This is a genomic window from Methylobacillus sp. MM3, assembly GCF_001645185.1.
Classification (GTDB): domain Bacteria; phylum Pseudomonadota; class Gammaproteobacteria; order Burkholderiales; family Methylophilaceae; genus MM2.
The window spans coordinates 271,478-293,223 of record NZ_LXTQ01000040.1 but is presented as its reverse complement, the minus strand read 5'-3'; the positions used below and the strand labels follow the sequence as shown (position 1 = coordinate 293,223).

Here is a 21,746-nt window from a genome sequence, read left to right as displayed (position 1 = left end):
GCTCCGGCATGGACGGGGTGATCCTGTCCAAGATCGACGAGTCGGTGTCGATTGCTCCGGCCATTGACTGCCTGATCCGCCATGGGCTGGACCTGCACTACGTCACCAACGGCCAGAAGGTGCCGGAGGACCTGCACCTCGCCAATGCGCTCTATCTCGTCGACCGGGCGTTCAAGGGGCAGGATAATGCGGCCTCTCTGCAGACGCCGTTCGAGCAGATGATGACCCTTGATTGAACTTTTCTTTTGAAACCGCAGCCCAGTATGTGCAATTTTGCTAATATACAAGAACAGGAATCAGGAGAACGTCATCATGCGCATTACACGGGGTTACAGACAGTTCATCGCACTCATCGGCCTGGGCCTGGCATATAGCGGAAACGCGCTGGCCGAAGCATCGGACCAGTTATGGCCGGCACTCAAGGAAAGTTTCTTTGCCGGCAAAACCATAGAACCGGCCCCCTTCATCAAGCTTGAGGGCCCCAAGCGCGCAGAAAGCGGCGCGCAAGTGCCAATTACGCTGACGATAGACAAAAGCCTGGGCGAGCAGGATGCCATCAAGAAAGTCTACGTAATCGTGGACGCAAACCCGATTCCGTTGGCTGCGATCTATCATTTCACCGAACTGAGCGGCAAGCCGCAGCTTTCCACCCGCATTCGCATGGAAACCGATTCTTACATCCACGCCATCGGCGAAACGGCGGACGGGAAGCTGTACATGGCGGCAATTGTCATCCGCGCTGCCGGCGGTTGTGGCGGGCTGGTCGATGGCGACGATACCGCAATTCGCGCGGCAGCCGGCAAGATCAAGATGAATGTCGAAGCCCCGGCAAAAACCGGTGAAGCCGCATTCGCGACTTTCCATATCAAACATCCGATGTTCACGGGCTTGCAGCGTGATCTGGCCTCCGGCGGCTACAAACCGGCTTTTTACATTCAGAAGGTCGCATTCACCCATAACGGCAAGCCGGTCATGCATGCAGATTTTGCGGTAGGCGTTTCCGAAGACCCGTATCTGCGCTTCAGCTATCTGCCTGATGGCCCGGGCAGCCTGGATGTGAAGGCAGAAGACAATGAAGGCAAGTCTTTCACGCAGACGATCGAATTCAAAGGTTGACGGATAGCAGGCAATAAAAAAGGGCGCCCTGGCGCCCCTTTGTTTTTTTACTTCACTCAGCCATGCAAGGACATGCGCTTCATGACATCGTCCTTGTCCACCACCTTGTGCTTAACCGCGGCGATCACATGCAAAACAATTAGCAGGATTATCAGCCATGCCGAGATTTCGTGCACTTCCTTGAAAAAATCGCGCAACTGGGGATTATCCAGCCCCTTCACTACCGGAATGCCGAACCACATGATTCCCCATTTGCTGTAAATCGACATGATGAAACCACTGAGCGGCAACACCAACATCAATACATACAGCCCTTTATGTCCCCAATCGGCAAGTTTCATCTCCCACGCCTTCATGGTGGCGGGGAATGCCGGGGCAGCATGTGTCAAGCGCCAGATAACACGGATCAGAATAATTACCAGAACGGTCATGCCTATCGATTTATGCAGATTGAAATAAAACGTTCGCACCGACACCGGCTCCGGCAGCGTTACCGTATAGATACCCCAGTTGAATAAATCGAAAACAGCAGTTTTAGGAGCGTCCTTGGGCAGTTCATGCATCCATAAACCCAGCGCCAGCATGACAATAATCATGAGAGCGACCAGCCAATGCAGGATAATCGCTGTTTTCGTATAGCGTTCTACGGTGTCGTTCATTAGATCCAGCCTGTCAATGGATTAAATATTCCCCCGGCAATCTCATCCGGGCCCAGCCGAAATATACACTTTTTTTCTTGAGCCAACATCGATGGAGCCTGGCTGAACCGCCCAGACAAGCCGGAAGTCCAAGCAAAAATGGCATAATAGCTCTTCCCCAACCCTAGTCTCTATCCCTCGAACCCATGATGAAGGCCGATATTCATATGCATAAATGGTTGATGTTGCTGCTGGCTACTTTCGTCACACTGGCCGCCCGCGCCGAACCCCTGCCCATGGATGAAGCCGCACCCGGCGTATATGTGCATCACGGCACGCATGAGGACCTCGATCAGGGATATCACGGCGATATCAGCAATATCGGCTTCATCGTCGGCGAAAAAGGCGTCGCAATCATCGATAGCGGCGGTAGTCTGGCGATTGGACAACGGTTGCGCGAATCGGTGCGCAAGGTCACGCCCTTGCCCGTACTTTACGTCATCAATACCCATGTGCATCCCGACCACATATTCGGCAATGCCGCTTTTCTGGCCGACAAGCCGATCTACGTCGGGCATGCCAATCTGGCAAATGCGATGGAATTGCGCAAGGAAGCTTACCTTCGCAATAACGCCACGTGGCTGGGAGAGGCCGCCACCGGCAGCGATATCGTCAAACCGACGCAGGCCGTGACTTCCACGCTGGAACTCGATCTCGGCGGTCGTAACTTATTGCTGACCGCTTACCCCACGGCTCACACCAATACCGACCTTACCGTTCTGGACCATTCCACCGCGACACTCTGGACAGGCGATCTTCTTTTTGTCGAGCGCACGCCGTCCATCGATGGCGACGTCAAGGGATGGCTGAGCGCGATAGAAACGCTGCGCGCCGTTTCCGCTCTACGCGCCATTCCCGGGCACGGGCCTGTCGTGACCGACTGGAATCAGGCGCTGAACAATGAGCAGCGCTATCTGGAAACACTGCTGGCCGACGTACGCAGCAGCATCCAGAACGGCGAATCCATGGAACAATCCATGGATACCGCTGCCGCATCCGAAAAGGAAAACTGGGTATTGTTCGATAGCGTCAATCGCCGCAATGTAAATCTCATTTACCCCAAGCTTGAATGGGAATGAAATCATTGGCCACCCTCTGTTCATCTGCTTGTTTTACCGCAGACTTCCCGAGGTAAGCCGCGGATTCGCTTGCTGCTATAATGCGGCGTTTCCCATTTAACCCAACGCAGCAGTTAGAAAAAATCCCTAGATGGCCCGCGCCGATTTCGTCAATCATCTCAAACAGCACAGCTTGGCTTGGGCCTTGGGGTTATCGGTAATCCTGCATGCAATACTCGCCGGATTCATGCAGCCCATCCAGTTTGATCATCCTGTTCAGAAATCCGTCCTGACTGTAGAGTTGGTAAAGCCCGAGCCGCCCCAGCCCGTTGAGGAAGTCGCACCGCCAGAACCTCCTAAACCGGAGCCTCCTAAGCCGGAACCCAAACCCGAACCGGTGAAACAGGCAACTCCGCCCAAACCCGTCGAGCAACCCGCTCCGGTACAAATACCTGACACGCCTACCGAGGCGCCCCACTCGGATCCGCCGCCTGCCCCTCCTGTTATTTCCGCCGCGCCGAAGGCTGAAGAACATCCGCCCACCTTTACGGCGCCACCTCCACCGCCGCCCGAGCCGCCGAAACCCGTCGGCCCCAGCGAAGCGGATCTCGAATCTGCTCGTCAGGCTTACGGCAACTCGCTCAGCCGTGAAATCGGCAAGCACAAGCGCTACCCGCGTATCGCCCAGATGCGCGGCTGGGAAGGCTCCGTAAGCCTTCTGCTGGAAATCGATACCAATGGCAAGGTAGTGTCGGTCAGGATCGAAGAAGCCAGCGACCGCGAAGTATTCAATACGGAAGCCCAGGAAATGGTGAAGCGCATGGTACAGCCGCCCCCCATTCCCGAAGCATTGCGCGGCCGCAGCTTCACAGTTCGCGTCCCGATTTCCTTCCGGCTCGAATAAACCCGATCTCGACCATGGCGCAGCACAAGCCAAAATCGCTGAAGCAATTGCTGCTTACCCATGAGTTGATCTTCGTCTTGCTCATCGTGCTGGCCGGCGTCGCGGGGGCCGCCGGCATCCATTTTTGGCAGCAGGCTTCTCACGAGTCGCTGCGCATCAACCGGCTCATTCAGGAAATCCAGCAGACGCGCGGTGATCTCTATCGCCAGATGAAAGAGCTTTTCGACGCGTATTTCCTCGACGATCCCTTGGCACGGGAAGAATACGACGGTTACACGCGTTCGGTAGAACACCATTTCAGTGAATTGCGCGGCATGGCGGTAGGGTCGGAAGAGCTCGATGCCGTTGCCCGGCTCGAGCAAAGTTATCGGGATTTCCTGCGTGAAACCGGCGATGTCCTGCACCGTCACAGCGAAATGCCCAGCGATGAATTGCGCAAGGCATTGAATACCGATCTCGAATCCGGGATTTTCAGCCGTTATGAGGCGATTTCCGCCCATGCCGAACGATTATTGACGCAAAAGCAGCAGGAATTGCAAAAAAGGCTGGAAGACGCCAATCGCACGGCGATTACACTGCTCATCATCCCGATAGGCCTGGCTACTCTGCTGCTGATGTTCTCCCGCCTGTTCCTGAAACGCGCCATCGTTCGCCCGATTTCGGACATCCTGCACGCCACGATGGAAATCAGCGCGGGCAGGCTGGAGCACAAAGCACCGACCGAAGGCGCCGCGGAACTGGCTACGCTCGCCGGATCCATCAACCGCATGGCGAACGATCTCGCGCGCAGCCAGGAAGCCCTCGTCCGTAGCGAAAAACAGGCGGCGCAGGGGGCATTGGTGCCGATGCTGGCGCACAACATCCGCAATCCGCTTGCCAGCATCCGGGCAACGGCGCAGGTCGCAGACACCCCCGAACTGGATGCCGAAACACGAGATGCGCTCAAGGACATCATCAGTGCGGTAGACAGACTGGAACGCTGGACAGGCGCCATGCTCGCTTACCTCCATCCGCTCAAACCGCAGCCGAAATCCTGCAGCCTGCAATCCGTGATTCAAGGTGCGCTTATGCCTTTGCAGCAAAAACTCAGGGAAAAATCCATCACCGTGGAACTCCAGCCTGCGAATGACAAAGACACCGCCATTCTGGACGAGCACCTGCTGGAACAGGCACTTTACAATCTGCTCATGAATGCCATCGACGCATCGTCCGCCGACTCCGCCATTTCGATTACGCATGCGATATCACACGAACGCATTGAAATTCAGATTGCAGACCGCGGCGCAGGCATGCCGTTCAAACCCGACCCAGGTGCGCTCAGTCCCGGCCCATCGACCAAGCGATTCGGTACGGGACTCGGAATTCCTTTTGCGTTCAAGGCATGTGAAGCTCTGGGCGGCAGCCTGGCATTTCATCCGCGTGAAGGCGGCGGGACCCTGGTCCTTCTCGATCTTCCGCGCCGCATCGAACAGCCCGATTCATCACGTGCATCTCCAGGTTTTTAATGTGCGATAACTCGCTCTCCCATTGAGCGTTGATGACTTGACCAAAGAAAAGGTCTCGACCTTCCACTCGGGCAACTCGATAGGCTGCGACTCGAATGCCTGCGTCACTTTTCTCAGCAGCGTCACATGCGGCGTAAAATCCCGGCGGTCGAATTCGACTCCAATGGTATCCGTGAGCACGCGTAATGCTTGCGACAACGTCTGCAACGGTGCAGTCTCCCCCTCCGGCGCAGCATAGGCGATCCGGTTATGGCGCCAGCATGCGATATGCGCCAGATGAATGGAAAACGGCGCCATTTCCAGCGCATCGACTTGCTGCTGTAATTTCCGGATATTCTCTTGCGACACTTCTCCCAGGAACAACAGCGTAAGGTGCAGAGTTTCGGCACGCATGACGCTGCCGCCGCATGCCCCCTGATAATGCAGCGCCAATGCATGCAATTGACGACGCAGCGCTGGTTCAGGCCATAAGGCAAAAAATACTCGCGCCTTCCCGGCACCATCATCCTTTGCTGGAATATTCATCCGTATCTATTGCCTCACCGACATTTTTTAACAACAATGATAGCGTTAAGCGTTAGACTCTCATCATGTTGAATCAAGCCATACCCGACTTCGAACTCCCCGCCACCGGCACCCGGCAATTCAAGCTTTCGCAATATGGCGGAACAAAACTCGTCCTCTATTTCTACCCCAAGGATTCGACTCCCGGCTGCACCACCGAGGGCCAGCAGTTTCGCGACCTTTATCCGAAATTCAAGGAAGCCGGCGCAGAGATATTTGGTATCTCTCGTGACAGCCTGAAATCGCACGAGAATTTCAAGGCAAAACAGAATTTTCCATTCGATCTGCTTGCAGATACCGAAGAACTGGCCTGTTCGCTTTTCGGCGTCATCAAAATGAAAAACATGTATGGCAAACAGTTTCGCGGTATCGAACGCAGCACGTTCGTCATCGACGAAAATGGCTTATTGCGGCAAGAATGGCGAGGCGTAAAAGTCCCCAATCACGCCCAGGCGCTGCTCGATTTCATTCAATCAATCTAGGAAAGCGTTACTGGCATGACAAAAAAACGCGGCGCCAATACCAAGCTGTTCGTTCTCGATACCAATGTATTGATGCATGACCCATCCAGTCTATTCCGTTTTGAGGAACACGACGTCTACCTGCCGATGGTGACACTGGAAGAACTGGACAATAACAAAAAGGGGCTGACTGAAGTCGCGCGCAACGCCCGCCAGGCCAGCCGCAACCTGGAAGAAATCATTGGCCACCGCCTCGCCAACCTTGAAGAAGGTTGCCCTCTTACCGTCAACAATAATAATTTCAGTACCGGCCGCCTCTTCCTCCAGACGCACGCCGTCAGCGTTGAATTGCCGATGCTGGCCGGAAGCAAGGCCGACAACCAGATCCTGGGCGTTGTCGTTTACTTGCAGAAGCAATATCCGGAGCGCCAGGTCACCCTCGTCAGCAAGGACATCAATATCCGCATCAAGGCCCGAGCCATGGGCATCGCTGCGGAAGATTACTTCAATGACAAAGTCCTGGAAGATACGGAACTCCTGTATTCCGGCATGAAGGAATTGCCGGCCGATTTCTGGGAAAAACATAGCAAGGCGATGGAGTCCTGGCAGGAGTCCGGCAAGATGTTTTACCGCATCACCGGCCCGCTTTGTCAGAGCTTCATGGTCAACGAATTCGTCTATTACGAATTCGAAAAACCCTTTCACGCCATCGTGCGCGAACAGCAAGGAAAATCCGCCGTTTTGGAGGTGGTCAAGGATTTCACCCAGCCCAAAAACAACATCTGGGGCATCACCGCACGCAATCGCGAACAGAATTTCGCGCTCAATTTGCTGATGGATCCCGATGTCGACTTCATCACGCTACTGGGTCAGGCTGGCACCGGCAAGACACTGCTGACACTGGCTTCCGCACTGACGCAAACGCTGGACAAGAAAATCTACAGCGAAATCATCATGACCCGCGTCACTGTTCCTGTAGGAGAGGATATCGGCTTCCTGCCCGGCACCGAGGAGGAGAAAATGGCGCCATGGATGGGCGCACTCGAAGATAACCTCGATGTACTCAACAAAACTGATGACGAAGCCGGCGATTGGGGGCGTGCTGCTACGCAGGACCTGATCCGCACGCGCATCAAGATCAAATCACTCAACTTTATGCGCGGACGTACTTTCCTGCATAAATTCCTGATTATTGACGAAGCGCAGAATCTCACGCCCAAGCAGATGAAAACCCTGATCACGCGCGCGGGCCCCGGTACCAAGGTTGTCTGTCTCGGCAATATCGCCCAGATCGATACGCCCTACCTGACGGAAGGCAGCTCCGGTTTGACGTATGTTGTCGATCGCTTCAAGGGATGGCAGCACAATGGACATGTCACGCTCATGCGCGGCGAGCGCTCTCGCCTGGCCGACTTTGCTGCTGAGGTGCTCTAGCGACTTTCAATGGCGTCCGAATTTAGCAGCGCCATGATTTCATCATGAATTCAGGTTTTTACATCATACTCGCGGCGCAGTTCCTGTCGGCACTCGCCGATAATGCGCTCCTTTTTGCCGCCATAGCATTGCTCGTGGAAATGAGCGCGCCTGATTGGCATACGCCTGTGCTTCAAGGCGTATTTGTCATTTCGTATATTGCTCTTGCACCCTTCGTCGGCTCATTTGCCGACTCATTACCCAAGGGACGGGTAATGTTCATTTCCAATGCCATCAAGTTCATAGGCTCGCTTGCGATGCTGCTTGGAATGCCGCCTCTTTATGCTTACGCAATTGTTGGGATCGGAGCAGCGTCCTATTCGCCTGCAAAGTACGGCATTCTCACCGAATATCTTCCTCCCGATTACTTGGTAAAAGCAAACGGCTGGATGGAAGGCACGACGGTTGCAGCCATCATTCTGGGTGCCGTCATCGGCGGTCACATGGCCTCCGTCGACCCTCGCCTGGCAATGATTATCATCACCGTGCTCTACCTTGCAGCGGCCGGCTTCAATATGTATATTCCGCATGTACCTATCGATCACACTATTCCCAAGAAAAGCCTGTTTTATTTATTGCACGACTTCTGGCATGCCTTCATTGCACTCTGGCGCGACCCGCAAGGGCGAGTAGCACTAGCTGTAACCACCTTGTTCTGGGGCGCAGGAGCCACCATGCGTCTTGTTGTCATTGCCTGGGCTGCGATTGCTTTGAGCTTCGGCCTCGATAAATCCACTCAGCTTACCGCCATGGTGGCTTTTGGTATCGCGTTTGGGTCCGTGTTCGCCGCAAGATACGTGAAACTCGAGGAATCGGTCAAAGTATTGCCAGCTGGTATCCTGATGGGCTTTCTCGTTGCCGGCATGGTATTGATTACCGAATGGCATATCGCCGCCGTCATACTCTTTGTCATCGGCGTATTGGCGGGTTATTTTGTAGTGCCTCTTAACGCGCTGCTGCAGCATCGCGGCCATATCCTGATCGGCGCAGGACATTCCATCGCCGTGCAAAATTTCAATGAAAACCTGGGTATTCTGTTGATGATCGGCGCCTATACCATGATGGTAAAAGCTGAAATGTCGATCATGTCGATCGTCTTTCTTTTTGGTGCCTTCGTAAGCCTGACCATGGGCATCATCTATCGCATTTATCGCAATCAACGCCCGTTGCACCACCATCCATAAACATAAAAAAGCCGCCTGCAAGACAGGCGGCTTTTTATCTGCATACCACGCTCAAATTTAATGCAGCTTGACGTGCGGCTCCGTACGTCGCGTGATGATACGTGCAATCGTATCCAGCACCACTTTCGTCATTCCATGCAATGCATAAAGATGCATCTTGTAGAGTGATTGGTACATGATGCGAGCTACAACCCCCTGAATGAACAAGTCGCCCTTGGTCAATCCACCCATCAGGTTGCCGACCGTCGTGTATTTGCCAAGATTCACTAACGACCCGAAATCCCTGTATTTATATTCCGGTAGCGACTTGCCACTAATACGATTGACGACACTCTTGACGAGCATTGATGCCTGCTGGTGTGCTGCTTGGGCGCGAGGAGGAACCAATTGCCCTTCACCTTGTGCCGGCCATGGACAGGCTGCACAATCGCCGAACGCAAAGATGCTTTCATCGCGCGTGGTCTGCAACGTCTGCTTGACCAGCAACTGATTGCACCAATTAGTCTCCAGACCATCAATATTCTTCAGGAAGTCCGGCGCCTTGATCCCGGCTGCCCAAACAACCAGTTTTGCCGGAATAAAATGATCATCGCCGGTATAAACGCCGTTGTTATCGACTTTCGTCACGCGTTTTCCCAAGTGAAGATCAACTTTGAGATCCACCAATTGCCGCTGTACCGCAAGCGACAGATGCTCTGGAAGCGCTGGCAGCACTCTAGGCGCGGCTTCAATGATACTGAGGCGTATATCGCGGTCCGGATCGATACGATCCAGTCCGTATGCTGTCAGCTCACGCGTCGTATTGTGCAACTCGGCCGAAAGCTCAACGCCTGTCGCACCGCCTCCAATGATGGCTACATCAAGCTGCCCCTGACCCAACCTCCACTCCTGCGTTTGCGCCCGGATGCACGCATTGATCAGCTTTTGGTGAAAGACAACCGCATCCGCTTGTGTATCCAATGCGATGCAATGCTCCTTGACGCCCGGAACACCGAAATCGTTGGATACGCTGCCTACTGCGATGATAAGCGTATCGTATTTAAGCGATCGTCGCGGAATAAGCTCTTTGCCATCGAGATCGAAAACCGGCGACAGCGTTATCTCCTTCATGGTACGACTCAAGCCTTCCATCGCCCCAAGCCGAAATTTGAAGTGGTGCCAGCGAGCCTGCGCCAGATACTCCAATTCGTGCTGATCGATATCCATGCTGCCTGCCGCCACTTCATGCAGCAATGGCTTCCATAAATGCGTGGAAGTCTTGTCCACCAGAGTAATCGCGGCTTTCCCGCTTTTTCCTAATTTATCGCCCAAGCGGGTAGCCAATTCCAGGCCACCCGCCCCGCCGCCCACGATGACGACATGGTGCGGCGTCACTGGCGATTGGGATTTCAATGCCATAAATAACCTTCCATTGATATTTTTATTCGTTACCGGTGGTCGTTCCGTGAGTACGAATCCAGGCAATAATCTTCAGCGCTTCGTCCACGGACAACCCATTGTTGGGGTCGGTGGGGTCCATCAAACCCTTGCCTTTTGCTCCCATCCCCCCATTGGTCCCGTGCCAGATCGTCTCGAACATGCCCTTATTCGTGGCATCCTTCGCGTACTTGTAATCAGGCCCATGAAGACTGGGACCTGTTTGGCCTTGTGCATCCCCTCCATGGCATTGCGTGCAAGAATACAACTGGAAAAGCTTCTTCCCTTTCTGGCTGGCTTCTTCATTACCGACATAGGGATTCTTGCCAGTTGTCATGAATTCTTTTGCAGCCGGAGTATCAAATTGTGCTGCATTTATTTCCAGTGGTTTGCCATCCTGCGTTGTTACAAATTCCACCATTTTTGCATCGGACCCCGATTGAGCTTTAGCACTGTCACCTGCTGTGCTATCCGTGCCGTTATTTTTTCCGCAAGCCGTAAGTCCCAATGCAAGCAAAGCGGCAATGAAAGTAAGTTGTATTTTTTGCATATGTATCTCCTTCCGAACAAAGTCGTTTCATTCTAACCTGAAGCTCATCAGCCAGACATATAAACAAAACGGCCACTAATGTGGCCGTATTTGGGAAATTCAGTGATTACTTCAGCCAGGGCTTGGATGGGTCGCTACCCTTGAAGCTCGCGCGTAACCAGCCGATAATTTTCAGGACTTCATCGGTGCTGAGAAGCTCCGCATTGCCTGCTGGCTGTTGGTGCCATGCTGGCATGCCTGCATCACTGCCATTGGCAATGGTTTCGAACATACCCTTATCCGTTTGGTGCTTGGCATATTGCCAGGTGTCATCAATGATGCTGGGGCCCGTTTGGCCTCCTGCGTTGCCGCCATGGCACTGAGTACAGGAATAGTAACCGAACAGCTTCTTGCCGGCCTTTGCTTTTTCAGGGTCGGCAACATACATTTTGGTATAAGGATTGATGCAAGTTTCCAGGAATGTTTTGGCTTCGGGAGAATCTTTTTCCGTAGGCTTGACCGTGAAAGGTGCATTGCCCGCCTTGGTGGATTCAAACTTGCATTCCGCACTCGCTTGAAGTGGCATCATGCCTGCTATGGCGAGCATAGAAACAAACAAAGTCATCTTACCTACTACCATCTTGCCTTTCATAACATCTCCTCGTTTTATTAATCAAAACCCTGTTGAATCTATGCTGTTTGCAACAAACTCAAGCTGTAAGTAAATAACGAAATAACGCCGACATGGTTGACAACACATGCCGGCGGCTTTTCTACCTAATTAATGGAACTTCGGAATCGCATCACCGCGTTCTTCGGTTTCTCCGCGCTTTTCTTGAATCACGGGTACATGCGGAATCCCGTACTCATCCAGTATCCGGATGATATCTGCCTGGCGACGATCTAGCGCGCCCTGAATCATTGCCAGACGCTCCTTATCCCGTTTACGTACACCCACGGAGATGTTCCAGTAAGACTTACCATGAACATTGGTTTCGGCATACTCAGGTGTCGGAACTACTACCAACTCTACAGGTGACTTTTTAGCATAGTAACCCGCGATTGGGCCCCACACGATTGCAACGTCAATTTCACCCTTGACCACGTCATCGATCAGAAGACTTGGCGGCTGATTAAGATCTCGCCATAACCGGTACGGTTTGGCGTTTCCTAACAAGCCCTTGTCTTCAAGCGGCCGTGTTGGAGGTGTCATACCCACAAGTCCGATCACGGATGTTTTCAGGTCAGGTGAGTCGTAATCGGTAATTTTTTTGCCGCTGTCTTTACGATACACAAAAGCGTATCCGGATCGATAGTAAGGTTTCGATGTAAGCATCATATCGTTACCTGCTACCGTGCCAATCATGACATCACAACGGTGAGCGTTTAGCGTATTACGCACAAAACCAAACCTATCTACCCAGAACTGATACTCCAGTCTCTTGCCGAGATCCTTCGCAATCAATTCCGCTATTTTATTCTCAAAACCTTCCTGCTTGTCATTCGACCATGGAAGGTTATCTCTGTCCGCACATACACGGAAAGCTGACGGATCCTCAACACGTGTGGGTTCTCCACCACGGCCAGTTTCCGGATCTACATCAAGTTCTTGACCAGCCCCAGCATAAACATTCGCAGCAAACATACAAATCGCTGCTGTTGCTGCAATCTTATTTATTTGTTTCAACATTACACTTCACCTCGTCGTCAGTTAGTTATGTTGCTGTTGCAGACAAAAAGCACCCCGCCGAAGCGGGGTGCTTGTGTGACACACTAACTAACTGTTAGTTCTATAACTATCGGTCTTTCGACTTCAATTACAGAGCGAACACGTTCAGTGCACCGCCGCCAGGAGCAGCGTTGTACTTGGTCAGTTCCTTGTAACCGCCAGCGGCACCGAGTGCGTCGGTGTCAGTGGTCAGGCCCAGGTTCATCGCCACGCCAGCCCAGCCGCCGATACCGGACAGCACGCCAACGTATTGCTTACCCTTGTGGCCGTAGGTGAAGGCATTGCCGATCACACCGGAACCCACCTGGAACTTCCACAGCTCTTTACCGTTCTTCGCGTCAACAGCCTTGAACCAACGGTCCAGGGTGCCGTAGAACACGATGTCGGATGCAGTAGCCAGAGAACCACCCCAAGCGGAGAACTTCTCCTTGTTGTACCAAACGGACTTGCCCTTGATCGGATCCCAAGCTTGGAAGCCGCCCATCACGCCATCCGGACCAGCAAACATGGTCAGGGTAGCGCCAACCCACGGTTGGCCGGCAACGTACTTGGACTCAACCGGTTCGTAGGTCATACAAACGTGGTTCAGCGGGATGTACATCAGGCCAGTTTTCGGGGAGTAGGAAGCCGGTTGTTGGTCCTTCACACCCAGAGCTGCCGGGCAGATACCCTTGGCATTGTAATCCTGGTGGGTGGAGTACTTGCCGTCCTTGTGCGGTACGCCGGACTTCAGATCAACGTGAGTAGCCCAGTTGATGAAGGGGTGAGCCTTTTCAGCAACCACCAGGGAGCCGTTGGCAGCATCAAACGTGTAGTTGAAGCCGTTACGATCGGTGTGGAATGCATACTTCTTGCCACCCTTGTCGAACAGGATCACTTCATTGATGCCGTCATAGTCCCACTCGTCGTGCGGAGTCATTTGATAACCCCACTTGGCGATACCGGTGTCTACGTCGCGAGCGAAAATGGTCATGGACCACTTGTTGTCGCCAGGACGCACGTCCGGGTTCCATACGGACGGGTTGCCGGTACCGTAGTAGACAAGGTTGGACTTAGGATCATACGGCCACCAGCCCCAGGTCGAACCACCACCATGTTGCCAGCCATCCTTGACTGCTTGCGGCTTGAGCCAGGTCTTCACGCCCAGGTCGGTTTCCGGGAACTTCATCTGATCCTTGGACAGAGCCTTGAAGGAGCCGCCTTCCTTGTTGCCACCGTTGACGTCCTGGTAGACGGACAGTGCGCTGTAGTGAGGATTATCCTTGTTGAAATCCTTGCCGATCAGAACTTCGCTATCCGGGCCGGTGCTGTATGCCTTCCATGCCAGGGAGCCGTCCTTGATGTTATAAGCAGCGAGGAAGCAACGGACGCCGAATTCAGCGCCGGAACAACCGGTCAGTACCTTGTCCTTGATCACGTGCGGAGCGTTGGTGTTGGTAGCGCCGACCTTAGGATCGGTGTTCTTGACATCCCACACCTTGGCACCGGTCTTCGCATCCAGAGCGACCAGCATGCCGTCGTTCTGTTGCAGGAAGATCTTGCCGTCGCCGAAGCCCAGACCACGGCTCACGTTGTCGCAGCACAGAACTGCTTGAACGGACGGATCCTGTTTCGGGAAGTAGGACCAGACGATCTTTTGATTGTCGTTCAGATCCAGTGCATACACGTTGTTCGGGAACGCGGTGTGAACGTACATCATGTTGCCGACGACAACCGGAGAACCTTCGTGACCACGGTTAACACCGGTGGCGAATGTCCAGGCAGCCTTCAGGTTCTTGATGTTGCCCTTGTTGATTTGGGACAATTTGCTGTAGCCGGAATTGTCGAACTGGCCACGCGGATGTGCCCAGTTGTTGGCATCGGCCATTGCTGCTTCTTGATCTGCTGCTGCCATTGCTGCCATCGGCATTGCAATGGTCATGCCAGCGGCAAGACCCAGAGCGATCTTGAGTTTGCTCATCTCCATGTTCAATCTCCATAGTAGTTACAACTAAGGGTTAATAAAGCAAAGCTCTCCAGTGCGCGCTCCCTTGTGCCGAGTTATACGCGCCCCTTTAAACCTTGCTTTTCGCAACACCTAAATGTGTGCTGACTGCATGGTAGATCAGGTCAATTCTATTTGCAATACCACGGCAGCAAATTTATTGAACCCTTAAAATACGTACCATACAGCGGTGCTATCATAGGTACAAACCGACCTCAAGACAACAGTTGCGCACCCCATTCATGCACAATCCAGATACCCCGCTTCACCCAGCCCTGGAACCTTTTCAGCAGGCCATACTTAAGGTTTCTCCGATTCATGGCATTTATTATGAACAATGCGGCAATCCCAGCGGCGTCCCCGTTGTGGTGTTACACGGAGGGCCAGGCAGCGGATGCACGCCGATGCAGCGCAGGTTTTTTGATCCCGCCATTTATCGGATTGTTCTTTTTGACCAACGCGGCTGCAAACGCAGTGTGCCTCTAGGCTGCACAAACGAAAATACCACCCAGCATCTCATTCGTGACATCGAAGCCCTTCGCATTCATTTAGGCATTTCACGCTGGATGGTTTTCGGTGGGTCCTGGGGAAGCACGCTTGCACTGGCTTACGCCCAGACTCACCCTGAAGCGGTAAGTGAATTAGTATTGCGAGGCATTTTCCTTTGCCGACCTCATGAGCTTGATTGGTTCTTTTATGAAGTTCGGCATTTCTTCCCTGATGCATGGAACAAATTTGCCGAGTTTCTGCCTGGGGATGAGCGCAACGATATTTTCCCCGCTTATTGGAAACGTATTTTTTCCAATGACGCCTCACTCGCCTTGGCTGCTGCGACGCGCTGGAGTAATTTTGAAGCCGACATCATGAGCCTCCTCCCGGCCACGCCTAACGCCTCCTCCCCCGAATTGGAAGCAGCAGCCGTCATCGGCCGCGCACGCGTGCAATTGCATTACCTGTCCAATAATGGCTTTATAAATGGTGATGACATCCTGGCTCGTATTGACGCGATCCGGCACATTCCAACCAAAATCATACAAGGGCGTTATGATATGGTTTGCCCGCCATGTACCGCTTATGAGTTGCATCAAGCATGGCCTGAAGCCGAGTTCACAATGGTACCGGATGCCGGACATTCAGCCATGGAGCCGGGCATCATCAAGGCATTGATGAATGCGGTGCAATCTTTTCACCCACGATAGCGCGAGCATTTTCGATGCCACCAGCACTGATTTCGCTTACCGCACACTAGGCAATGTCGCAGCCAATCAAAAAGGTAGTTAATCGCACGCGCGAAACCCTGCTGCGGCAGCGCTACAAAACGTCGCCGTTCATCATCAGCGAAACGCTTACCGCATTTCAGCGCCATCATGGCTTCAGCATTTCCGCTTCGTTGGCATTCTATGCGCTGTTTGCCCTCATCCCGATGGCGTTGCTGATGTTCTTTCTGCTCAGCCACCTGGTCATCTCCTCGAATTACGCCATTGTTCAGCTCGCGATCCTGACCGGCAATCTGGTACCGGAATTCAGTCAGCGCATCATGGTTGAGGTCTACAACATATCGCGCCATAAAGCTGTGTGGGGTGCGTTTGGCCTGTTCGCCCTATTCTGGGCGGTTACCCCACTGGCAGGAGCGCTGCGGGCTTCCTTTCAGACCATTTCATCGATCGCCGAGGCTCCTTCCTTTATCCGGCGCGCGGCCACCGACTCCGTATCCGTCATCGGTATTCTCATTCTTTTATTCTTATTTACCTTCAGCGGCATCATGCTGGAAAAACTTGTGACGTTCCTGCGCCCGGAATTCGTTTCTGCGCGCCTCACAAATACTCTTTCTTCCATCGTGCTCAGCACGCTAATGCTGGCGACGTTCTATCGTATTTTTTTTCCGATCAAAGTGCAGCTACGGCATATCCTGATCGGCTCGCTGCTGACTGCCGCGTTATGGGTCGCAATGAGACCGGCCTTTGAATTATTCCTGTTCTTCAAACAATCCTACGGCACCATTTTTGGCGGCATGAAAAACATGTTCATTGCCATCGGCTGGCTTTATTACAGCTTTGCTGCATTCCTCCTCGGAACGGAGCTGATCGCCACCTTACGCAAAAAAGACGTCCTGTTGCTCAAGGATTTATTCAGCGCATCTAGCCACAAGACAGCCTACATGGATAAGCTCATGCAGCATTTTGGCAAGGATTACAGGCAAGGGCAGTATGTGTTCCACGAAGGAGACAAGGGGCACGAAATGTATTACCTGAGGTCAGGCATGGTGGACATCCTGCTGAACGGAGAAATGGTGCGTCGCCTGAGCCCGGGTGAATATTTCGGCGAAATGGCGCTGCTTACCAACGCAACCCGCTCAATGGATGCAATCGTCAGCACCGACCACGCCGAAGTCCTGCGCATTTCATCGGAAAACATAGAAACCCTTTTGATCGAGGAACCGCGGATTGCGATGAGTTTCCTGCGTGAAATGGCACTTCGCCTTCGGCAGGCCAATACCTCCATCACCCCCAGCCAATAAAAAACGGCTCGTCGCTTTCGCGACAAGCCGTGATAGTGGTGGGCCTCCTCGGAGTCGAACCGAGCACCAACGGATTATGAGTCCGCTGCTCTAACCAGGCATGAGCTAGAGGCCCAGAAACTGCCTCATTAGTCGTTACCGGTTTCGAGGAAGCTGCGCAGGCGCTCGGAACGCGTCGGATGACGCAGCTTGCGCAAGGCCTTGGCTTCTATCTGACGGATACGCTCGCGCGTGACGTCGAATTGCTTGCCGACCTCTTCCAACGTGTGGTCGGTGTTCATTTCGATACCGAAGCGCATGCGCAACACCTTGGCCTCGCGCGGGGTAAGCGATTCCAGAACCTCTTTGGTGGCGTCGCGCAGGCTGGCATACACCGCCGCATCGACTGGCGCCATCGTGGACTGGTCTTCAATGAAGTCGCCAAGGTGAGAATCGTCGTCGTCGCCGATAGGTGTTTCCATGGAAATCGGTTCCTTGGAAATCTTCAGGATCTTGCGAATCTTTTCTTCCGGCATCTCCATCTTTTCGGCCAGCGTTGCCGGATCCGGCTCAAGACCGGTTTCCTGCAGGATCTGACGCGAAATGCGGTTCATCTTGTTGATGGTTTCGATCATGTGCACCGGAATACGGATAGTACGCGCCTGGTCGGCGATCGAACGCGTGATCGCCTGACGAATCCACCACGTGGCGTAGGTCGAAAACTTGTATCCGCGACGGTATTCGAACTTGTCCACCGCCTTCATCAGACCGATGTTGCCTTCCTGGATCAGGTCGAGGAATTGCAGACCGCGGTTAGTGTATTTCTTGGCGATGGAAATCACCAGGCGCAAATTGGCCTCGATCATCTCGCGCTTGGCACGACGTGCGCGCGCTTCGCCGGTGGACATCTGCTTGTTGATTTCCTTCAGTTCCTTGATCGGCAGTCCGACGCGGTCCTGCAAATCGAGCAGGCGTTGCTGACGATCCAGCACGTTATGGCGATGACGTTCAAGCTTGGGGCCATAGGCCTTACCTGAATTGACTTCGCTCTCGAACCATTCGAGGTTGCCTTCGTTGCCGGGGAATACCTTGATGAAATGCTGGCGTGGCATGCCGGATTTCTCTACGCAGAAATCCATGATCTTGCGCTCATGCGAACGCACTTCTTCCACCATCGCACGCACTTGATCGCACAATGCTTCCACCTGCTTGGCGGAGAAACGAAACGCCATCAGTTCATTAAGAATTTCTTCTTGATGAGCCTTGTAGCTCTTGTGCTGGGAACCATGCTTTTGCAACACTTGCTGCTGCTTTTCGAAAGCAATGCGGATAATGGCAAAGCGCTTGAGCACTTCTTCCTTGAGTTGGGCGAGCGCAGCAGCAGAAACGGCCGCCGCCTTGGCGCCATCATCATCGCCCTCTTCCTCTTCTTCCTCTTCGGGCTCTTCCTCTTCTTCGCCTTCTTCACTCGCGGCCATCGCCTCGTCCAGACCGACGTCCGCATCGATGAGGCCATCTACCACATCGTCAACGCGCAACTCATCGGTTTCGACCTTGTCGATCATCGAAAGCAGTTCGGCGATGGTGGTCGGGCAAGCGGCGATGGCTTGCACCATGTGCTTCAGACCGTCTTCAATACGCTTGGCGATTTCGATTTCACCTTCGCGCGTCAGCAGGTCTACCGTACCCATTTCGCGCATGTACATGCGCACCGGGTCGGTAGTGCGACCGAATTCAGAGTCCACCGTGGACAGCGCCTGCTCGGCCTCTTCCACGGCATCTTCATCCGCCACAGCCGGGGTAACGTCGGACATCAGCAATGCTTCGGCATCGGGCGCCTCTTCATAGACCTGGATGCCCATGTCGTTGATCATGCCGATGATGCCATCGATCTGTTCACTGTCCTGAACGTCGTCGGGCAGGTGATCGTTGATTTCGGCGTATGTTAGGTAGCCGCGCTCCTTGCCGAGGACGATCAGCGATTTCAGCCGCGTACGGCGATCTTCGCCGTTGTTGCCTCCGGCTTGCACTTCGGACTTCTCGTTTTGATGCTCGCTAGCCATATTTTCGACCCCAAATCCGGTTAACGGGAAAACCGTACATTATACCTTATTTTGTTCACTTCCTTGGACAGCACCTCTACGGAACTGTTGCAAAAGCATTTTCTGCTCCTGAGTCAGCGCTTGCAAACCCTGTTCCTGCGCAATTCGTAGCACTACCGCCAACTCTCGCTGCTTTAGGCTATCGCGCAATTGCTTCATTGCCCCTTCAAATTCATCCTCGATTTCGAAGGCATCATCCACTTCCATCACTTCCGCACTGATTTCTGCCATCAGGCTTTCCGGCACATTGCCTCGCAATGACTGCAGCAATGCGGATGTAGCCAAACTCGGGCTTTCCGAAGCCAGTCGTATCAAATGCCCGAACACCTCATCCTCGGCGCCATTGCCCGGAACCATGCTTGCATCGAGCTGCAGAGCCAGATGCGGTCGCAGCAATATCATTTGGATGAGCCTGCGTACCAGTGTCGGCGGTTTGCGAGAACTTCGTGCCGGCGCCGATTTGCGCCTGACAGCCGGCTGCGCGAGATTCATCAGCGACTCCAGTTCGGCCTGCGACACACCCGCCAATTCGGCGCACCGCTTGCGCAATAGCAAACTCAACGCCGGCGCCTGAATCTGCTTGAGTATCGGTTCAACATCATTTAGAAACCGGACTCGACCTTCATGCGATTGCATGTCGTTGGCGCTACTGAGTGTCTGTACCACATATTGCGACAACGGCTGCGTTTCCTTTAATGCAGCCTCGAAACCGTCTTTACCGAACTCGCGAATATAGCTGTCCGGATCATGTTCCGGCGGCAAAAACAGAAAACTTAGGCGCAACCCGTCGGTAAGTGCTGGCAAGCTATTGATTGCCGCGCGCCAGGCCGCCTTGCGTCCTGCGGCATCGCCATCGAAGCAAAAGACGATGTTGTCCGTCTGCCGCATCAGCTTGGTGATATGGTAAGGCGTCGTCGCGGTGCCCAAGGTCGCCACGGCATAACCAACCCCGTGCTGCGCCAAAGCCACCACATCCATGTAGCCTTCCACCACCAATACCTTGCCTGCCTCGCGTATTGCACGGCGAGCGAGGAACAATCCATATAATTCGTGGCCCTTTTGAAACAGCGGAGTTTCAGGAGAGTTCAAATACTTCGGCCCGGAATCATCGCCTTCGCCGCCAAGCACCCGCCCGCCAAAACCGATCACCTGCCCCTTCTGGTCGTGGATCGGAAACATAATCCGGTCACGGAAGCGATCATACCGGCGCCCCTGCTCATTCGTGATCACCAACCCGGCAACGCCTAAAGATTCGGACTGATAATCCTTGATGACACTTGCCAGGTTTTGCCAACCCGACGGCGCATATCCGATCTGGAATCGCGCAGCGATTTCGCCACTAAGGCCGCGACCTTTTAGATAGTTGATTGCACGTTCGGATTTTTTCAATTCCGCGCGGTAATATCCAAGCGCCATATGCAGCGCCTCCTGCATGCCCAGTGCGGCTTGTTCCGCGACCTTGTCAATGACCCGCGTCTCCTGCGGCACTGTCATGCCGACTCGCTTGGCCAACTCATGGACCGCATCCACGAAACCCAGCCCTTGATACTCCATCAGGAAGCCGAGCGCCGTCCCGTGGGCACCGCAACCGAAGCAATGATAGAACTGCTTGGTTGGACTCACCGTAAATGAGGGTGTTTTTTCGTTATGAAAGGGGCAACAGGCGGAATAATTTGCACCGGCCTTCTTGAGCGGCACGCTGGCGTCGATCACGTCGACCACGTCGACGCGATTCAGCAACTCTTGGATGAAGGAGTCTGGAATAGCCATCTATGCGCGCCCGAAAAATAAAAAAGGAGCTTCACGCTCCTTTTCGTCGAGGCCGGCAAGCTTTTGCGAACGGCTAGCCACCTAGCCTCGCCTTGATCAAGCCGGACACTTTACCCATGTCGGCGCGCCCTACCACCTGCGGTTTGACGGCGGCCACCACCTTGCCCATGTCCTTGACGCCGCTGGCGCCGGTATCGGCAATTGCCTTATCCAGCAACTCAACGATTTCGGCCTCGGTCAGGGGCTGCGGCAGATAGGATTGCAACACCGCGACTTCAAACTTTTCCACATCGGCCAGATCGTGACGGTTTGCCGCTTCGTACTGGCTGATCGAATCGCGACGCTGCTTGAGCATCTTTTCGATCGCCTCGATCACCTGCGTATCGTCGAGCTCGATGCGCTCGTCGACTTCGCGCTGCTTGATCGCAGCCTGCAGCAGCCGGATCGCACCCAGACGCGGAGCGTCCTTGGCGCGCATCGCGGCCTTCATGTCTTCAGTAATGCGGGATTTCAACGACACTGCGGACAACGCTTAGTACAGCTTGGGCGGCAGAGTCTGATTGCGGATGCGACGATAGTGACGCTTGACGGCAGCAGCAGCCTTGCGCTTGCGCTCCCAAGTCGGCTTCTCGTAGAACTCGCGCGCGCGCAGTTCAGTCAGCAGGCCGGTCTTTTCCATGATGCGCTTGAAACGACGCAGCGCAACGTCAAACGGTTCATTTTCTTTAACACGTACGGTAGTCATTGAATTCTTCT

The 21,746-nt window shown here is 53.8% G+C and carries 20 protein-coding genes, 1 tRNA gene and 1 pseudogene; 10 read left to right on the top strand and 12 right to left on the bottom strand.

Features of this window, described 5'->3' with window-relative positions:
• Positions 1-236, top strand: a pseudogene (locus tag A7976_RS15200) (hypothetical protein); the annotation flags it as partial.
• A 76-nt stretch (positions 237-312) separates the two neighbouring features.
• Positions 313-1,116 carry a quinoprotein dehydrogenase-associated SoxYZ-like carrier gene (locus tag A7976_RS11825; RefSeq protein ID WP_067111981.1) on the top strand — a complete coding sequence of 268 codons (804 nt, stop codon included), beginning with the start codon at positions 313-315 and terminating at the stop codon, positions 1,114-1,116.
• A gap of 56 nt (positions 1,117-1,172) precedes the next feature.
• Here A7976_RS11825 and A7976_RS11820 read toward each other — a convergent pair whose 3' ends face one another.
• Entirely contained in the window at positions 1,173-1,775 is a 603-nt protein-coding gene (locus A7976_RS11820; protein ID WP_067111978.1) for a cytochrome b, read from the bottom strand.
• 206 nt (positions 1,776-1,981) lie between these two features.
• On the opposite strand from A7976_RS11820, the gene A7976_RS11815 reads away from it, so the two are divergent.
• The 3 genes from A7976_RS11815 (at position 1,982) to A7976_RS11805 (ending at position 5,281) form a co-directional block, all read left to right on the top strand.
• Positions 1,982-2,893 carry a quinoprotein relay system zinc metallohydrolase 2 gene (locus tag A7976_RS11815; RefSeq protein ID WP_067112085.1) on the top strand — a complete coding sequence of 304 codons (912 nt, stop codon included), beginning with the start codon at positions 1,982-1,984 and terminating at the stop codon, positions 2,891-2,893.
• Between the two features lie 130 nt (positions 2,894-3,023).
• Positions 3,024-3,776, top strand: a complete 753-nt coding sequence (locus A7976_RS11810) for an energy transducer TonB (protein ID WP_067111975.1) — start codon at positions 3,024-3,026, stop codon at positions 3,774-3,776.
• Positions 3,777-3,790: 14 nt separating this feature from the next.
• Positions 3,791-5,281, top strand: coding sequence for a HAMP domain-containing sensor histidine kinase (locus A7976_RS11805; RefSeq protein ID WP_067111972.1), 1,491 nt, complete (start codon positions 3,791-3,793; stop codon positions 5,279-5,281).
• On the opposite strand, the gene thpR is transcribed toward A7976_RS11805, so the two are convergent.
• Positions 5,258-5,806 carry an RNA 2',3'-cyclic phosphodiesterase gene (gene thpR, locus A7976_RS11800; RefSeq protein WP_067111969.1) on the bottom strand — a complete coding sequence of 183 codons (549 nt, stop codon included), beginning with the start codon at positions 5,804-5,806 and terminating at the stop codon, positions 5,258-5,260. The genes A7976_RS11805 and thpR overlap by 24 nt on opposite strands.
• Positions 5,807-5,871: 65 nt before the next feature.
• Between thpR and A7976_RS11795 the strand changes: the two genes are divergently transcribed.
• The 3 genes from A7976_RS11795 to lplT are packed head-to-tail and all read left to right on the top strand — an operon-like array spanning position 5,872 to position 8,963.
• A complete protein-coding gene (locus tag A7976_RS11795) occupies positions 5,872-6,327 on the top strand; it encodes a peroxiredoxin (protein WP_067111966.1) in 456 nt (151 codons plus the stop codon).
• A 15-nt stretch (positions 6,328-6,342) separates the two neighbouring features.
• Entirely contained in the window at positions 6,343-7,740 is a 1,398-nt protein-coding gene (locus A7976_RS11790) for a PhoH family protein (RefSeq protein WP_067111963.1), read from the top strand.
• 44 nt (positions 7,741-7,784) lie between these two features.
• On the top strand, positions 7,785-8,963 hold the full coding sequence (gene lplT, locus A7976_RS11785; RefSeq protein ID WP_067111960.1) for a lysophospholipid transporter LplT: 1,179 nt from the start codon (positions 7,785-7,787) through the stop codon (positions 8,961-8,963).
• Positions 8,964-9,020: 57 nt separating this feature from the next.
• Here the strand turns inward: lplT and A7976_RS11780 are convergent, their stop codons facing one another.
• The 5 genes from A7976_RS11780 to A7976_RS11760 form a co-directional block, all read right to left on the bottom strand.
• Positions 9,021-10,361: an NAD(P)/FAD-dependent oxidoreductase gene (locus A7976_RS11780; RefSeq protein ID WP_067111957.1), complete on the bottom strand. Its 1,341-nt coding sequence runs from the start codon at positions 10,359-10,361 to the stop codon at positions 9,021-9,023.
• A 22-nt stretch (positions 10,362-10,383) separates the two neighbouring features.
• Complete coding sequence (locus A7976_RS11775) at positions 10,384-10,929, bottom strand: c-type cytochrome (RefSeq protein ID WP_067111954.1); 546 nt, start codon at positions 10,927-10,929, stop codon at positions 10,384-10,386.
• A 106-nt stretch (positions 10,930-11,035) separates the two neighbouring features.
• On the bottom strand, positions 11,036-11,560 hold the full coding sequence (locus A7976_RS11770) for a c-type cytochrome (protein WP_067111950.1): 525 nt from the start codon (positions 11,558-11,560) through the stop codon (positions 11,036-11,038).
• A 129-nt stretch (positions 11,561-11,689) separates the two neighbouring features.
• Positions 11,690-12,598, bottom strand: coding sequence for a substrate-binding domain-containing protein (locus A7976_RS11765; RefSeq protein ID WP_067111947.1), 909 nt, complete (start codon positions 12,596-12,598; stop codon positions 11,690-11,692).
• 127 nt (positions 12,599-12,725) lie between these two features.
• Positions 12,726-14,597, bottom strand: a complete 1,872-nt coding sequence (locus A7976_RS11760; protein ID WP_371440617.1) for a methanol/ethanol family PQQ-dependent dehydrogenase — start codon at positions 14,595-14,597, stop codon at positions 12,726-12,728.
• A 266-nt stretch (positions 14,598-14,863) separates the two neighbouring features.
• On the opposite strand from A7976_RS11760, the gene pip reads away from it, so the two are divergent.
• Entirely contained in the window at positions 14,864-15,820 is a 957-nt protein-coding gene (pip, locus tag A7976_RS11755; protein ID WP_067111941.1) for a prolyl aminopeptidase, read from the top strand.
• A gap of 53 nt (positions 15,821-15,873) precedes the next feature.
• Positions 15,874-17,139 carry a YhjD/YihY/BrkB family envelope integrity protein gene (locus A7976_RS11750; protein WP_067111937.1) on the top strand — a complete coding sequence of 422 codons (1,266 nt, stop codon included), beginning with the start codon at positions 15,874-15,876 and terminating at the stop codon, positions 17,137-17,139.
• 36 nt (positions 17,140-17,175) lie between these two features.
• Here A7976_RS11750 and A7976_RS11745 read toward each other — a convergent pair.
• From A7976_RS11745 to rpsU, 5 genes are all read right to left on the bottom strand, one after another.
• Positions 17,176-17,254, bottom strand: a tRNA-Ile gene (locus tag A7976_RS11745).
• Positions 17,255-17,267: 13 nt separating this feature from the next.
• Complete coding sequence (rpoD, locus tag A7976_RS11740) at positions 17,268-19,181, bottom strand: RNA polymerase sigma factor RpoD (RefSeq protein WP_067111935.1); 1,914 nt, start codon at positions 19,179-19,181, stop codon at positions 17,268-17,270.
• A gap of 39 nt (positions 19,182-19,220) precedes the next feature.
• A complete protein-coding gene (gene dnaG / locus A7976_RS11735) occupies positions 19,221-20,990 on the bottom strand; it encodes a DNA primase (RefSeq protein ID WP_067111932.1) in 1,770 nt (589 codons plus the stop codon).
• A gap of 73 nt (positions 20,991-21,063) precedes the next feature.
• Positions 21,064-21,510, bottom strand: a complete 447-nt coding sequence (locus tag A7976_RS11730) for a GatB/YqeY domain-containing protein (protein WP_067112081.1) — start codon at positions 21,508-21,510, stop codon at positions 21,064-21,066.
• Positions 21,511-21,522: 12 nt separating this feature from the next.
• Positions 21,523-21,735 carry a 30S ribosomal protein S21 gene (gene rpsU / locus A7976_RS11725; protein WP_067111929.1) on the bottom strand — a complete coding sequence of 71 codons (213 nt, stop codon included), beginning with the start codon at positions 21,733-21,735 and terminating at the stop codon, positions 21,523-21,525.
• Positions 21,736-21,746 lie beyond the last annotated feature (11 nt).

Excerpts from the sequence above, each read along its gene's own strand:
- A7976_RS11825 (WP_067111981.1), top strand. The coding sequence starts at position 313 with ATGCGCATTACACGGGGTTACAGACAGTTCATCGCACTCATCGGCCTG.
- A7976_RS11820 (WP_067111978.1), bottom strand. The coding sequence starts at position 1,775 with ATGAACGACACCGTAGAACGCTATACGAAAACAGCGATTATCCTGCAT.
- A7976_RS11815 (WP_067112085.1), top strand. The coding sequence starts at position 1,982 with ATGCATAAATGGTTGATGTTGCTGCTGGCTACTTTCGTCACACTGGCC.
- A7976_RS11810 (WP_067111975.1), top strand. The coding sequence starts at position 3,024 with ATGGCCCGCGCCGATTTCGTCAATCATCTCAAACAGCACAGCTTGGCT.
- A7976_RS11805 (WP_067111972.1), top strand. The coding sequence starts at position 3,791 with ATGGCGCAGCACAAGCCAAAATCGCTGAAGCAATTGCTGCTTACCCAT.
- thpR (WP_067111969.1), bottom strand. The coding sequence starts at position 5,806 with ATGAATATTCCAGCAAAGGATGATGGTGCCGGGAAGGCGCGAGTATTT.
- A7976_RS11795 (WP_067111966.1), top strand. The coding sequence starts at position 5,872 with ATGTTGAATCAAGCCATACCCGACTTCGAACTCCCCGCCACCGGCACC.
- A7976_RS11790 (WP_067111963.1), top strand. The coding sequence starts at position 6,343 with ATGACAAAAAAACGCGGCGCCAATACCAAGCTGTTCGTTCTCGATACC.
- lplT (WP_067111960.1), top strand. The coding sequence starts at position 7,785 with ATGAATTCAGGTTTTTACATCATACTCGCGGCGCAGTTCCTGTCGGCA.
- A7976_RS11780 (WP_067111957.1), bottom strand. The coding sequence starts at position 10,361 with ATGGCATTGAAATCCCAATCGCCAGTGACGCCGCACCATGTCGTCATC.
- A7976_RS11775 (WP_067111954.1), bottom strand. The coding sequence starts at position 10,929 with ATGCAAAAAATACAACTTACTTTCATTGCCGCTTTGCTTGCATTGGGA.
- A7976_RS11770 (WP_067111950.1), bottom strand. The coding sequence starts at position 11,560 with ATGAAAGGCAAGATGGTAGTAGGTAAGATGACTTTGTTTGTTTCTATG.
- A7976_RS11765 (WP_067111947.1), bottom strand. The coding sequence starts at position 12,598 with ATGTTGAAACAAATAAATAAGATTGCAGCAACAGCAGCGATTTGTATG.
- A7976_RS11760 (WP_371440617.1), bottom strand. The coding sequence starts at position 14,597 with ATGAGCAAACTCAAGATCGCTCTGGGTCTTGCCGCTGGCATGACCATT.
- pip (WP_067111941.1), top strand. The coding sequence starts at position 14,864 with ATGCACAATCCAGATACCCCGCTTCACCCAGCCCTGGAACCTTTTCAG.
- A7976_RS11750 (WP_067111937.1), top strand. The coding sequence starts at position 15,874 with ATGTCGCAGCCAATCAAAAAGGTAGTTAATCGCACGCGCGAAACCCTG.
- rpoD (WP_067111935.1), bottom strand. The coding sequence starts at position 19,181 with ATGGCTAGCGAGCATCAAAACGAGAAGTCCGAAGTGCAAGCCGGAGGC.
- dnaG (WP_067111932.1), bottom strand. The coding sequence starts at position 20,990 with ATGGCTATTCCAGACTCCTTCATCCAAGAGTTGCTGAATCGCGTCGAC.
- rpsU (WP_067111929.1), bottom strand. The coding sequence starts at position 21,735 with ATGACTACCGTACGTGTTAAAGAAAATGAACCGTTTGACGTTGCGCTG.